The 14323-nt window shown below is 38.8% G+C and carries 8 protein-coding genes; 7 read left to right on the plus strand and 1 reads right to left on the minus strand.

Features of this window, described 5'->3' with window-relative positions; all coding sequences use genetic code 11:
- The first annotated feature begins 36 nt into the window (after positions 1–36).
- Genes EV200_RS05310 through EV200_RS05320 form a run of 3 tightly spaced genes read left to right on the plus strand, consistent with a single transcriptional unit; the run spans position 37 to position 6077 of the window.
- Positions 37–3297: a TonB-dependent receptor domain-containing protein gene (locus EV200_RS05310; protein WP_229676773.1), complete on the plus strand. Its 3261-nt coding sequence runs from the start codon at positions 37–39 to the stop codon at positions 3295–3297.
- 10 nt (positions 3298–3307) lie between these two features.
- Positions 3308–4732 carry a RagB/SusD family nutrient uptake outer membrane protein gene (locus tag EV200_RS05315; RefSeq protein ID WP_132529933.1) on the plus strand — a complete coding sequence of 475 codons (1425 nt, stop codon included), beginning with the start codon at positions 3308–3310 and terminating at the stop codon, positions 4730–4732.
- 7 nt (positions 4733–4739) lie between these two features.
- The gene (locus EV200_RS05320) at positions 4740–6077 is read left to right on the plus strand and encodes an alkaline phosphatase family protein (protein WP_229676774.1); all 1338 of its coding nucleotides are present in this window, start codon (positions 4740–4742) and stop codon (positions 6075–6077) included.
- 207 nt (positions 6078–6284) lie between these two features.
- On the opposite strand, the gene EV200_RS05325 is transcribed toward EV200_RS05320, so the two are convergent.
- The gene (locus EV200_RS05325; RefSeq protein WP_165877868.1) at positions 6285–8870 is read right to left on the minus strand and encodes a phosphatidylglycerol lysyltransferase domain-containing protein; all 2586 of its coding nucleotides are present in this window, start codon (positions 8868–8870) and stop codon (positions 6285–6287) included.
- A gap of 231 nt (positions 8871–9101) precedes the next feature.
- On the opposite strand from EV200_RS05325, the gene EV200_RS05330 reads away from it, so the two are divergent.
- The 4 genes from EV200_RS05330 to EV200_RS05345 all read left to right on the plus strand — a co-directional run bounded on the left by EV200_RS05330 (position 9102) and on the right by EV200_RS05345 (position 14190).
- Entirely contained in the window at positions 9102–9722 is a 621-nt protein-coding gene (locus EV200_RS05330; RefSeq protein WP_132529936.1) for an RNA polymerase sigma factor, read from the plus strand.
- A 24-nt stretch (positions 9723–9746) separates the two neighbouring features.
- Complete coding sequence (locus EV200_RS05335) at positions 9747–10751, plus strand: FecR family protein (protein ID WP_132529937.1); 1005 nt, start codon at positions 9747–9749, stop codon at positions 10749–10751.
- Positions 10752–10868: 117 nt separating this feature from the next.
- Positions 10869–13370: a TonB-dependent receptor gene (locus tag EV200_RS05340; protein WP_165877869.1), complete on the plus strand. Its 2502-nt coding sequence runs from the start codon at positions 10869–10871 to the stop codon at positions 13368–13370.
- Position 13371: 1 nt separating this feature from the next.
- Positions 13372–14190 (plus strand): DUF4249 domain-containing protein, encoded by an 819-nt coding sequence (locus tag EV200_RS05345; RefSeq protein WP_132529939.1) that lies wholly within the window; start codon positions 13372–13374, stop codon positions 14188–14190.
- Positions 14191–14323: the final 133 nt, after the last annotated feature.

Consider the following 14323-nt stretch of genomic DNA (forward strand, 5'->3'; position numbering starts at 1 on the left):
GAAAAGCCGAAAATGCGCTAACACTTTCGGCCAGGTATGAGCATTGAAGCAATGCTCATCATTTCCAATGATCGCTTAAATACATTAAAAACTTATTCAAATATGCAAAAATATTACCCGGGTTACAAACACCCGACATGGTCACTTTTTAATTTAAAAATGAAGCTAACAATAGCCCTGCTTTTTCTTTCAAATGCATTGCTCTTCGCAGGTCCAACTGCCGGACAATCTATGAATGACATCAAAATAGACCTCTCGGCAAAAGATCTTTCCTTAAGAAAAGTGCTGGATCTTATTGAAAAAAGAACTTCGTTCGTAATTGGTTATGAGAATAACAATTCCATCAACACCAAAACCTTCAATATAGAAGTCAGACAAAAATCGGTAGCCGAAGTACTTGGTCAATTGATGAAAAATTCGCCTGTAGAAATTCTGCAGATCAGCGATAAATACATCCTTATTAACACAAAAAAACAACTTCCTCCAATGCAGGTTTCAGGTACAATTACCGATAAACGTACAGGAGAAAGTTTGCCTGGGGTGAGTATCAGGGTAAAAGGCAGTACTGCAATTACACAAACAGATAGCAAGGGAAATTACAAACTAACTATTCCCACAGACCAGCAGGATGTGGTGATTGAAGTCCGGTCAATCGGCTTTAAAACCCGCGAGTTTAAAGTTTCCAGAAATACTACAAACCTGACGATCAATATCCAATTAGAAGAAGACCTTTTAGGTTTGGATGAAATTGTGGTTACCGGGCAAGGAATTGATGTAAGCAAAAGAAGGCTTTCTTCCAATGTGGTGAGCATTTCAGAAAAAGACATCAGAGACATCCCTGCTTCCAGAATTGATCAGTTGTTGCAATCCAAATTGCCTAATGCGCAAATCAGGTTAACAGGCGGACAGGCTGGCGCTACCTCCATCATCCGTTCGAGAGGGGTAAATTCTGCGTTCATTAGCTCCACACCTATTATTTATGTAGATGGGGTAAGAATGGATAACCTGAATACGAGGGCCGCTTTAGGTGGCGGAAGTGCTACCGGTGCAGCCATCAGCTCTATCTCTGATATCCCCATGGATAATATCGAAAAAATTGAGTTTGTGAATGGTGGTGCGGCAACAACATTATACGGATCTGATGCGGCAAATGGTGTGATCCAGATCATTACCAAAAAAGGAGGGGCAGATAAAACTGACATCACTTTAGAAACCCAATTAGGGGTAGAAACTCCGACAACTGATTACCTGCACTTTAAACGCACAAAAGACTTATTGATGCAGAATGGTCTTTATCAGAAGCACAATATAGCCTTGAATGGTGGTAACGGTAAATTCGGCTACAGCTTCTCTGGCGGCTACCAAAACAGCACCGGTACTCAGATTTATGACCAAAACAGCAACAGAAGAATTGACCTTCGAACAGGCTTAAGAGCGTCTTTAGGAAACAAAGTTACCTATGAAAGTTCTTTCAGTTACATCAGTAATAAATACAAAAGGAGCCGGAATGGAAACCAGGGTGGCTATACTGGCTTATGGTTTGCCGAAAGTGGTGCATCTTCTATTACCGGACCAAGATTCAAAAGCGATCTTGACGCCATGACTGAAGATGAATTTGCAGCAATTAGTGCATTTGTAGATAAGGCTGAAGCTTTACAAGATAATGGAATCAACATCAACAGGTTCCAGACCTCGCAGGTTTTTAAGTACCAGCCTTTAAAAAACTTAACCTTTAAAGCTACCGGTGGTGTTGATTACCGTGCACAAAGACAGCAGATCATTACAACCAACGAATACCTTTCACACACGACTAATACCACCATTACAAACCAGGGAAGCATTGATAATTTCGACAGGAACTACCTCGGCTTGACCTTCGAATTTAACGGACAGTACGAAGCTAAGGTTGGGGATTTCTCTTTCATTACCACTGCTGGAGGTCAATTGTTCAGGAATGAAGATCACCAGATCCAATATACCGGAACAAATATCAGAGATGGTGCGCAGACGATCAGTATAGCGGCGACCCGTACAGGTGACGAATATTATTCGGCGGTAACGAGTTACGGCATTTATCTCCAGGAAAATGCAGGCTACAAGAATAAAATGTTTCTGGATCTGGGCTTACGTGGTGATGGTAACTCAGCTTTTGGAAAGAATATCGGCATTCAATATTACCCGAAAGTAGGGATCTCTTATATTCCGAGCGCAGAGGAGTACTTCAAGTCAGTTTCAAAAGTAGTTTCATCTGCTAAAATCCGTGGAAACTATGGTATTGCCGGTAACTTCCCAACGCCTTTCGCCAACGAAAGAACCATATCCTTTGTCGGTTTTAACGGCGAACAGGCAGCATCATTTGGTCAGGCAGGGAACAACGATCTGAAACCCGAAAAAACGACTACGGTTGAGGCCGGAATTGATCTTGGTTTTTTAAATGACCGGATTATTATTTCAGCTGGCTTTTATCACTCTATTACAAAGGATGCATTATTCGTGGTTCCACCAGCTCCCTCTACCGGACAAACGAGCCAGCTGCAAAACACAGGAAAGATTTTAAACAGAGGACTGGAATTCAATACGGTTTTAACCCCGATTAAAACGACCAATACCAGCCTGAGATTTAATTTATCGGTAAACACCCTTTACAATAAAGTGGTTAGCTCTGGCGGTGCAGCACCATTTAACATTAATGGCTTTAGCGCACGTACGGTGCAAACCGTAGTACAGGAGGGTTACCCTATCGGATTTATCAGGGGAAATTACGGTGTGTTCGATGCTCAGGGCCTATTGGTGAGCACTACAGCGCAGCAAAACCTCGGTACAACTGTACCGAATCTTTTCGGCAGTATGGGCATGAATTTCCAGTACAAATCATTCAACTTCTTTGCGAATGCAGATTATCAAAAGGGAGCGTATGCAGTTTCCTTCGACAGGCAGTTCAGGTTTAATTATGGTACTTCAACAGAAGGCATTCCACAGGCAGAAATTGATAAGAGCGGCAGAACCAGGTGGTTGGACATTACCAATATGTTTGTAGAAAAAACAGATTACATTAAGATCAGAACGATTGGAATAGGGTATAATTTAAAACCAGCAACATGGACAAAAGCAATCAAAAGCATTAACATCGGCTTTTCTGTTGTAAACCCACTCAATTTTTCCACTTCGAGTTTCGATCCGGAGACTACAATCAGCGGAAGTGCGCAAGGACAGAATGGTGCCACTACAGGAGGTATCTCCTACTCCACTTATTCAGCCCCAAGACAGTTTGTAGGTTCACTAAGGGTAAATTTTTAACGATAAACAGATGAAAAAATATATAAAAAATATTGGTAACGCAATCATTGCATGCATTCTGCTTGCAGGCTGTGCCAAAGATAACCCCAATATTACTGATGAGGTTTACCTCACCACAACAAACGTATCCACCACCTGGCTAACAGGATTAAAGCGTCAGATGGCGTTGACCATGAACCAGGTTATTGTAAATACAGAGCTGGTATCTGATAATTATTTCAACAACAGAACTTTGAGCAACAAAGTATTTGATATTCCACAGATTGACAATTTTGATCTGGACGTGAATAACATTCAGTCTGCTATTCAACGCTTACGCGAAATGTCTGAATATGGTTTAACCACAGTTGCAGATGCAGACAAATCAACTACGCCTGTTCAAAAAGCAGAAATGTACTTTATAAATGCTTATGCACATGTATTAAGCGGAGAATTATTTACGGGCCTTCCGGGTGCCGCTAAGGGTGTTGTGCTTAGCCCCGCACAACATTATGCGATAGCCATCGCAGCTTTGGATCAGGCGATTTCATTACAAACTAATGCGACAGAAAAACTTGCTTACACTTTGTTAAAAGCCAGGATTTATTATGACCTAGGTGATGCAACACAGGCGAGAACATTTGCAACAGCGGTAATGGCTACCCCTCTTTTACTTAAACAACAGGTTTTTGATGGACAGAACGGCGCAGCAAATGATTTTCAGACTTATCTTTTTTCTTCCACTACTAATGAATTTGCACCACTTCCCCGTCTGGATTTTCTGGATCCGAAATATTACAACACTGGGACGATTGCCTTAGATCAGAAGCCAGTGAGTTACCTGAAAGGGGAAGAAGCATATTTGATCCTGGCTGAAATACAGGTTTCAACCAATGAGCTGAATAATGCCAGAACAACTTTAAAAAACCTGTTAACCGATGTGATTGCGAAAAGACAGGTAGCGACTTTCAGTGATGTAAAAGAAACCAGAAATGGCGGTAACCGGAATGATTATCCATTAACTGCCGTAAAGGTAAAGTTTGATGATGCTGATATAGAACGTACTGGATATGTACTGGACAGAAAAACAGCAAACATCAATATTTCAACCGTGTCTGGCACAAAAATTACCGCTGCAGATATCGATGCGGCCACCACCCAGGATGCATTATTATACCTGGTTTACAGAATGAGACAGGAAATTTTCATCTCTGAAGGCAGAAGGATGAGTGACCTGGGCATTAAATTCCCGGTTTCGCAAACCGAACAATTAAACAATCCCAATGTAAAACCGACTGACTTAGTTGCTCAAATCCCATCTTTTATCCCTAAAAACCGTGGAATGGATGATTTTACCAATAATGTGGCAACTGGAGTGGTCACCATGAAATATGACATGAACAAAGTATTGGTGAGCAATAAAACAGCAAAAGAAATCTTTCCCTTTATCAATTAACATGAAAATGAATCGTTTAAAAAAAATGATAGGCCTTGCTATTTTGACGGCCATTACAATCAGTGCAAAGGCCCAAATGCCTAAATATGTGGTATTGGTCAGTATTGATGGTTTTCGCCCTGATTTCTATCTGGATAAAAGCTGGCCGGCCCCAAATTTACAGCAACTTGCGGCAAGCGGATCATATGCAAAGGGTGTGCGCTGCATTTTTCCAAGTGTAACTTACCCTTCACACACCACCCTCATCACGGGTGCTTTTCCTGCCAAACATGGCATTACTTATAACACCATGCCAAATGAAGCCCATAAATATGAATGGACTACCGATGCTAAAAAAATCAAAGCAGAAACACTTTGGCAGGCGACAAGGAAGAAAGGATTAAAATCAGCATCGGTTTCATGGCCAATATCTGTTGGTGCTGAAATAGATTATAATCTTCCAGAGATCTGGTCTGAAACCAACATGGCTGATCGCAAAAGTGCAATATCGGCACTTGCCACACCAAAAGGTTTGCTGGAGGAAATGGAGAAATATGCCATTGGAGATGTTGATATGCAAGACCTCAACCTGAGTTCTTTGGCTATGGATGAAAACAACAGCCGAATGGCTGCTTACATTTTGCGAAAATATAAACCCAATCTCCTAAGCATTCATATTGCGGGGGTTGATGGCGCAGAACATAAAGAGGGAAGATCTGGTGACGGCGTGAGCAGAGCTGTTGCCTCAGCAGATCATGCGGTAATGAATTTATTAGATGCCATAAAAAAAGCCGGCATGCAAGACAGTACAGCCATCATCATTACAGGCGATCATGGCTTTGTAAATATTGAGAAAACACTCTCGCCTAATGTGTGGCTAACTGAACTTGGCATCGATAGTAAAGTGGGCACAGAAGAACCTATAGCTAAATTTCAGTCTGCCGGAGGATCTGCGTTCTTTCACCTTAAGAACAAAAAAGATCTGGCTATCCTTAAAAAAGTTCGACAGAAACTGGCCGATTTACCAGCTGAATACAAGCAGATGTTCCGGATAGTTGAACGTGATGAACTTGATAAAATCGGAGCAGATCCGCACGCCAGTTTTGCATTGGCGGCTACTAATGGAGTGTACATTCAAGATGCTGCCTCTGGCCCGGTTTCATCACCTAAAAAAGGTGGTGCGCATGGTTACTTCCCGGATAGTCCGGAAATCCGTACCGGTTTTATCATCGCTGGAACAGGAATAAAAAATGGGGTTGTTTTAGAGTCTATCGGACTTGAAGATGTAGCGCCAACTGTTGCACAATTACTTGGCCTTACTCTTTTAAATCCTGACGGGAAGGTAGTAACACCATTTATAAAATAACATCATCTTTAACTGTTTCTGAAGCCTCAATCAAATGATTGGGGCTTTTGGTGTTTAAGTGATCGGTCATTTTCAATGGCCATGTCAATTACAAAACGGTATTTGACATCACCTTTATCCATCAACTCAAAAGCTGTGTTCATACCTTGAATATTTACATGCAATGCGACCACTATTAAATGAACTAAAAGGTAGCAGCTCGTTGGTTTAAGAAGATCGTTCACGGGGTTTCGTATCGGTTCGCATCACTTGGTTTAGTGCAAGCGGTAATAATAAAAGATCATAATCATGTTCGTAAATCAAAAATTTATCATGCCATTGTGGATCGAATTTATCTTTAAAATCACGAATTCCCTGCCAGGCACGTATTGAAGGTAGAATATAATAAATTACCTGCAGCACTTTTTCTAAATAGGTTGAATGTCCATTCATGCCAGAAAATGGAGCTAAACCCATATTAAGCTGTAGATAGCCTTGTTCTTTACAGTATTCAATAAACTTTAAAATCAGGATGTCAATATTTCCGCCACATTCACCATCTAACTTACGAACGAGATCATATGTGGCTTCACCTGGAGCATAATTAGGAATGATGTTTAAAAATGCAACAATTTTCCCTTCCGGATTTTCGAGAGTAATAATATCATGTTGTTTTAATTTCTGCGGATCAAAGACACCTTGTGAAAACCCTCTCTCCTGCCGGCCATTATTTTTCAACCAGGAATCTGAAATAAATTTTAATTGAAGCATCATTTCCGGTGAAATGGGTGCTTGGTAAATTCTTGATTCATAGCCTTCTTTATTAAGTTTATTAACTGCATTACGTAAAGACTTTCTCCGCTTCCCTTCCAGAGAAAATGACTGGACCTCAACGAGTGCCTCCTGTCCGATGTGAAAAGATTTCTTTCCCATTCCCTTAAATATGCTTCTCTGGGTAGCATCTACCCGGTAATAAACCGGACGGAGACCTTTGGCTTGGCAAAATATCTCAAATTCACCAACTATTGCTTTAATATCTTCTGGAGTGTTATTACAAACTGGTCCTTCCAAAACAAGGGCAAAACCTGAAGAAATGCTAAACGCAATAAAGCCTTCTGTATTTCTACCGATAAAATGATATTTGTCTCCGTCTATTTTAAAATAATCTATGGGAGAACACCCATGTTGCTCCAATAGCAATTTTGCATGAGGTGCATTTTTTTTCAGTTTATTTAATGATGGTGCATAAGGAGCTATTAACTTCCAAAACAGCATGGTGAAAAAACTAATGCCTAAAAAATTTAAGGACAAAAGAAAAAACCTGGCAAAAAAGGTTTTGGGTGCTGGCAAATTATTATTTAACAGTATAAATCCATTTAATGTACTGCTGATTGCGCCGTCTAAAGTAAAATCAGTATTGAAATGACTTTTCTGGAGAAAATAAAATCCCAGTATACCATAAGCTAACACAACTAACAAGATCCATACGAGCATAACGGGCTGTAGATTGAAAATACTTTTATGCCTTTTAACATAATAATGAGGAAAGGATACAACCAAGATTATAATGACAAATAAGGCCAATAAAGATTCTTCATAATCAAACCCCTTACTTAAATTTCCGAAGAAGGAAAGTACAACCATACCAAAAACGAGATACCAGGCATTCTTTACTCCTCTGATTAAAAATATTGAACAAATCACTAATAAAACACCCAATGATAATATCATCGCATTAGAGAAATTCATCCCCTCAAGAGGAATAAATTTTCCAATTAATTTTATACGTGATGTAAAAGCAGGGCTAAATACAGAGATAATATTAGTAACCCCTAACACAAAAGCAAAAACTGCAGGCAGCAAACGAATGATTATATTCGTTCTTTTCACAAAAAAACTGATCACACCAGCTATAAGGGGTAGCCAAAACTCAAAACAACGGTACAATAAAGTAATTGAGATTGATTCAGATTCGCTCAACCCGCCCTGCATAAAAGCTAATACCATAGCAATTTCTACAGCACCAATGCCCTTCAGCAATGGCGAAAAGCAATAAAATAAAGTACCAACAGTATAGGCAAAGATGCATAAGCCCAGATTTGGGGATATATCCAGCGCCAACATTGCGATGTATAGATGTAGAATCCCCACCACTTCTGTTAGCAGTGCAACCAAAATTGGCTGAACCCATCGATAGCCTTTGATGTTGATGCTTTGCAGCTGTTGTAAAATCAACTCAACAGAAGGGAAATAGGAATGAAGGCACTTGTAAACAAATCCTTTTCTAATAAACGACCACGCTAGCAGATTTAATAAGAGAAAAACTAAGCAAAGTCCGGCTATATTAATCCACATGCTTGCACTGGCATGTCCAAATAATTGATGCCATAAAAGCACTGGAATAGACAACAATAACAATGAACCAATACCAGCCACAGCATAAACAAAGGATGCCAGGTTAATGGTGGTTTTGGATAATCCCTGTCCATTAATTTCTTTAGCAAAAAAAGCCAGCGCGCTAAATCCTCCAGCAGGTAAAAAAACACTTAGCAGATTACGTTTCAAAAAAAGACGTGTGGCACTAAACAGATTCACTCTTGCGTTTAATATGCGGAAACTAGCCACATAAAGGTAACCTTGCAGATAAATATAAACTACGGTGAGGCTAATTCCGATAATCACCCATAGGTTTAATACACTGATTAAAACAAAAGATTTTTCGATTTCTTGCTGTTCCTGAAATAGAAAAAACACCATCAGTATAGCCATTACAACTATAAATACAATTTTTAGAGGCAAAAGATATCGACGCATATACAGCATAATTAACCAATCATTAAGGATCGGACTCCTGTTTCAAAGACAATGAGGGATTCAAAAAGTCCTACTCAAGCCTTGATGATACAACGATTTATAAAAATGTTATTTTTACATGGGACTATTCATTAATACCGTTGTCATTAGATAAGCTATACTACATCAATGTTTTCTGCCTGACAGATATTATCAGACAGAAAGATAAATTTTAAAGGGCCATATCCACTTATGACAGATTATGATACAGCATTAATTCACGGAATTAATCTGAAAGACAGAAAAAGCTTTGAAGCGCTCTATAAACGTCACTATCGAAAATTATATATGCTGGGTTACCGATATCTGGGCGATCAGGAAAGAACTGAGGAAATCGTCCATGATGTATTCCTCAGGCTGTGGAACAATCCCCTACAAATCAACATCAAGCAATCGGTTACTTCTTATCTTTCCAGATGTATCATTAACAGTGCACTAAACACCATCAAAAAAGAAAAAAGAATGACTAACCATTTTGAGGCATACACGGCTGACTTTGAGGAAGCCGAAGAGGACCATGATGAGGCTACCTTATTGGAAGATAAATTGGTATTACTTGAAAAGGCCATTGAAAGTCTTCCTCCTCAATGTAAGAAGGTACTAATGATGAGCAAATTTGACAAATGCAAACAGCAGGAAATTGCAGATAGTTTAAATATTTCTATTAAAACAGTCAAAAACCACTTAACCAATGCTTATGAAAAGATAAGGGGCTTAATACCAAAGGGTGAGCTACTTATCATTGTTATTGCTTTACTCAACTGCTCCATAGGACTAATTTATCTGAGCGGTGTCTTATTAGCAGGTTGGTAAAAATTTAAATTAATAAGGATCAAAATGAAAAATACAGATACTCCAGATAATATTCCTTATCAGCTGATTTTCGAAGAGCAGAACGGGACCCTCACAGATGAGGATAAAGTAATATTGGAAACTTGGAAAGCAGAAGCTACCGAGAACTTAAATACTTACCGTCAGATCATAGATATTTCAGAAGATTTCAGCTTGTTGGAAATTAGAAATGGGCTTAACCCGGAAAAATCATGGGAGGTACTTAGCCAGTCCATCTTTTCAAAAGAAGAAGTTGAGAATCACATCAAACTAAAGCCTGCAAAAATCAGCTACATCAAATGGATGGCAGCCGCTGCAGTACTATTAATTGTTGGCCTGGCCATCGCTGTGAATATGCGTAGCTGGATTGATACTCAATATTTCCAAACTGGGATAAACGAGCATAAACAATTAATATTACCAGATGGAAGTGAGGTTTTTATGAACCAAAACACCTCACTACGCTATAATAATAAAGAATTTATGAAATCAAGAAATGTAGAATTTATTAAGGGTGAAGCCTACTTTAAAGTGATACATGATTTAAACAGCCCTTTTTTGATCCGAATTGGCGAATTGGATGTGATGGATTTAGGCACCAGTTTTAATCTCTGCGTTGACCCCAAAGCAACTACAGTAGTGGTAAGTAGTGGAAAAGTTGCAATGAAGCAGCATAAAACACAAGAGAAAATTATTTTAAAAGAAAGCGATAAGGGCATATTTAACAAAAGTACACAAACACTGGTACAGCACAAAAATGACAATATCAATTACAAGGCTTGGTATGACAAAACTTTGCACTACCAGCAAACACCGCTCGGTGATGTAGCCCGAGACCTTGAACAGGTATATGGAACAAGAATCCTTTTCGGAAATGATGCTTTAAAGGAGCGCAGATTAAATGGATACTATAAAAATAAAAAGGCAGACGAAATTATAGAGATTATTGGCTCCACGTTGAATCTGAAGGTAACCAAAAAAGATAATCAGTATTTATTTGAAAATCCATAAATCTCGTTCAATGGGATATATCAAAAATATACCCGATATTTAGCGATGATTTCTTGCAGCAAAAAGACCAGAAAGCCCCTATTAATCATATCCCAAACCATATTTTGTTTTTTAGTAATGATGACAGGTGCTTTTGGTCAACAGAATGCACTACATAAAAAAATCACCATACGTTTTCCAAATGTATCCCTGCTTCAGGCGTTAAATTTGCTAACCGTAAATCATGCATTACCCCTATCATTCGATTCTGAAGAAATCAACGCTTCAGAAAAAAAAATAAACGCGTATTTTAAAGATGAGGCAGTTTCTAAAATAATTAAAAACCTGCTTTCAGAAACAGGACTTTCCTATAAGCTCGTGTTAGGTGAAATCATTATTTCCCGGCCTGATACCAAGAATGCCACGCTTAGCGGAAGAGTTGTGGATGCTGAAAGTGGAGAGGATCTTATTGGGGCAACTGTTTACATAAGCAAACGAAAACAAGGAGTAAATACCAACAGTTATGGATTTTATTCACTCACGGCTGAAGAGGGCGTTTATGATATCGAAATAACCCATATCGGGTATGTTCCATTAAAAATTAGTATTGATTTAAAACACCCTTCTCACCACTTAACCGCACGTATGGAAAGGATGGTTAATGAATTGCAGGAAATACAGATCAAAAAATCTGCTAATCAAGATTCACTAGGTTTTCTAAATAATAGCAGAACTTTGAACTGGGAGACAGCCAAACAAAGGCCTTATCTGAAAGGGGAGACTGACGTGATTAAGGCTTTGCAGATGGAAAACGGAGTAGTTTCTTTAACTGAAGGAAGCAGTTACATGTTCATTCGGGGCGGAAACAAAGACCAAAACCTAATTATCCTGGATGAGGCCATTGTTTACAATCCGGGGCATTTATTTGGCCTGACTTCTGTTTTTAATCCGGATGCCCTGAAGAATTTACAAATTTATGCAGATGCCATACCAGCAAATTTTGGAGGCCGGCTCTCTTCTGTTATTGATGTACGCACAGCAGATGGTGATGATAAACAATTCCACGCAAAAGGAGGAATAAGTTTGCTAACAGCCAGGGCTTCTATTGAGGGTCCGATAGTGAAGGAGAAAAGCTCTTTTCTTCTTTCTGCCCGCCGAAGCCTAACCAATCTGCTCAGCAGGGATCTTGGATTATTTGATCTCCGCCCCTCTTACTATGACCTTAATTTTAAAGCAAACTATAAAACCGGAACAAATGACAGAATCTTCCTCTCTGCTTATACTGGCCGAGATGAAGTGATGTCAAACAATGGCTATCTGAATAAATGGGGCAATCAGACTGCTACTTTCCGTTGGAATCATATTTTTAGTCCCAAACTTTTTTCCAATTTATCCCTGATCTACAGCAACTATAAAAATGAATTGACCATTAACGCAGATTCTTCTTCGGGAACAAATAAATGGATAACCGGTATTAGTGATGTTACGTTTAAAGGTGATTTCACGTACTACATTAACCTTCGTCATCAGTTAAAATACGGTTTCAGCAATATTTTTCATCGTTTTATTCCCGGCGAGAGCAAAAATGAATTATATAACGACATTGCCAGAGCAAATGCTGGTGAACATGCCATTTATTTTTCTCATAAACTATCAGTCAGCAAACGAATCTCTATGGTATATGGATTAAGGGCAAGTTTGTTTCATAGCATTTCAGCATCCGAAGGCTATGATTTGGATGAGACATTTCAGCCTGTACTATTGAAGGATGGTTCAAAATCCTATTTCCGTCTCGAACCTCGGTTAACTTTACAATATATGCCAACCCCTATCGGACGTATCCAGTTTAACTACGCCAGGAATTATCAATACATGCAGTTGATTCAGAATGATGAACTTGCTTTTAGTTCTCTGGAAAGCTGGATACCATCTGGCATAAACCTATTGCCACAAAGTTCTGATTTTTTCTCTCTTAATTATGAAGATCGTTTCTTTGGTGGCATATACACGATGGATGTATATTATAAAAAATTAAAGCATCAGCTGGAACTTATTGACCAGGCCCAGCTAATTTCTAACCCATATGTAGAAAGTCAACTCCGGTCTGGCAGTTCAAGTGCATACGGACTGGAAATTGCATTCTCTAAAGAGATAAATCAGTGGAAAGGATCTCTGATGTATGCTTTCTCTAAGGTTTACCGCACGATAAGTACAATCCAGGATGGACAAAGATATCTTGCTGGTTATGATATCCCTCATGCTGTAAAATTACTGATGAGCTACAGCATCTCTCAAGATCTTTCTGTAAGCTCTTTTTTCACTTATAGTTCGGGAAGACCAGTTACGCTTCCGATTGGATACTTTGAACAGAAAGGTTTAAAAGTACCTATTTATGGTGATAAGAATGCATCAAGGATGCCGCCTTATCATCGTTTGGACTTAACACTTCAATGGGCACCAACATCTCATATCAGACAAAGAACCTGGTCTCACACTTTCAGTCTGGGATTATACAATATTTATAACCACAATAATCCCCTTTTTTACAGAATCAGCCAGCAGCCGTCTCAAGAAATTACTTTTGATCATCAATCTTTTTCTGGACGTACAATAGGTATATCATATAATTTCAAATTTTAACATGAAGATTAAAGGATTTTTCGCCATTATATTAACGCTTATTTTGAATGGCTGTAAAAAAAATGAAGCTACCATCCCTGTTCCCTATGATCTGATTATTGAAGGGGGGATTTATACCAATAGTAAAAGACAATATATACGGCTGAGTAAACCGATTTCGCGTTATGAAAAAAACTTACCTACTGTTAAAAATGCCATTGTCATTATAAACGATGGCGAAAATGACATCTATTTCAAAGAAACTGAAAAGCCTGGTATTTATTCTGGAATTGTTGAAAACAATAAAAACTTTTTTGAGCCTTACACCCTTACAGTAGAATACGATAATAAACGTTACACGGCGGTTGATACACTTACACCTGTATACCCGATCGATTTGAACTATATTCCAGCCTCTGCGATGATGGTAGATAATCAGGTAAGGCTAAATGTTCCCAAACATAATTTTGGCACGTTATGGTCTCAGCAGTGGCTCATTTTGCCTGAAGGAGAACTCATGGCTGAAGAACATCTATCCAAAAATTATCCTTTCAGTTATTCACATTCATATGGAACGCCTAATGCGCTACATCCACTTACTCAGAAGGGAAGAGTACTTAACCTTGCACCAAATAGCCTTGTAAATATTTATAAATTTTCACTTTCAGCAGAATACAGCGCCTATTTGTATCGTCTCTTTCAGGAAACAGATTGGAAAGGTATTCTGTCTGCTGCTCCGGGTAATATTAAGGGAAATATTTCGGGGAATGCAAATGGTTTTTTTTATACAACTGATGTAGAAATGCAAACCAGATCCGTAAATTCTCTGATAGGTAAATAATAAATTTACGTTATAACCCCTATCTGGGTTGGTATGTCATTTCTTAATTAAATAAGAGTTTTAATGATCCGGGATTAGAATTTAATTTGTTCCCTTCATAAAGGTACTACTGGCTTAAATTTAAACCGGTACC

Source organism: Pedobacter psychrotolerans, assembly GCF_004340665.1.
GTDB classification, from domain to species: domain Bacteria; phylum Bacteroidota; class Bacteroidia; order Sphingobacteriales; family Sphingobacteriaceae; genus Pedobacter; species Pedobacter psychrotolerans.

What these genes read in the sequence shown, in the direction of transcription:
- EV200_RS05310 (WP_229676773.1), top strand. Translation starts at nt 37, where the DNA reads ATGAGCATTGAAGCAATGCTCATCATTTCCAATGATCGCTTAAATACA.
- EV200_RS05315 (WP_132529933.1), top strand. Translation starts at nt 3,308, where the DNA reads ATGAAAAAATATATAAAAAATATTGGTAACGCAATCATTGCATGCATT.
- EV200_RS05320 (WP_229676774.1), top strand. Translation starts at nt 4,740, where the DNA reads ATGAATCGTTTAAAAAAAATGATAGGCCTTGCTATTTTGACGGCCATT.
- EV200_RS05325 (WP_165877868.1), bottom strand. Translation starts at nt 8,870, where the DNA reads ATGCGTCGATATCTTTTGCCTCTAAAAATTGTATTTATAGTTGTAATG.
- EV200_RS05330 (WP_132529936.1), top strand. Translation starts at nt 9,102, where the DNA reads ATGACAGATTATGATACAGCATTAATTCACGGAATTAATCTGAAAGAC.
- EV200_RS05335 (WP_132529937.1), top strand. Translation starts at nt 9,747, where the DNA reads ATGAAAAATACAGATACTCCAGATAATATTCCTTATCAGCTGATTTTC.
- EV200_RS05340 (WP_165877869.1), top strand. Translation starts at nt 10,869, where the DNA reads ATGATGACAGGTGCTTTTGGTCAACAGAATGCACTACATAAAAAAATC.
- EV200_RS05345 (WP_132529939.1), top strand. Translation starts at nt 13,372, where the DNA reads ATGAAGATTAAAGGATTTTTCGCCATTATATTAACGCTTATTTTGAAT.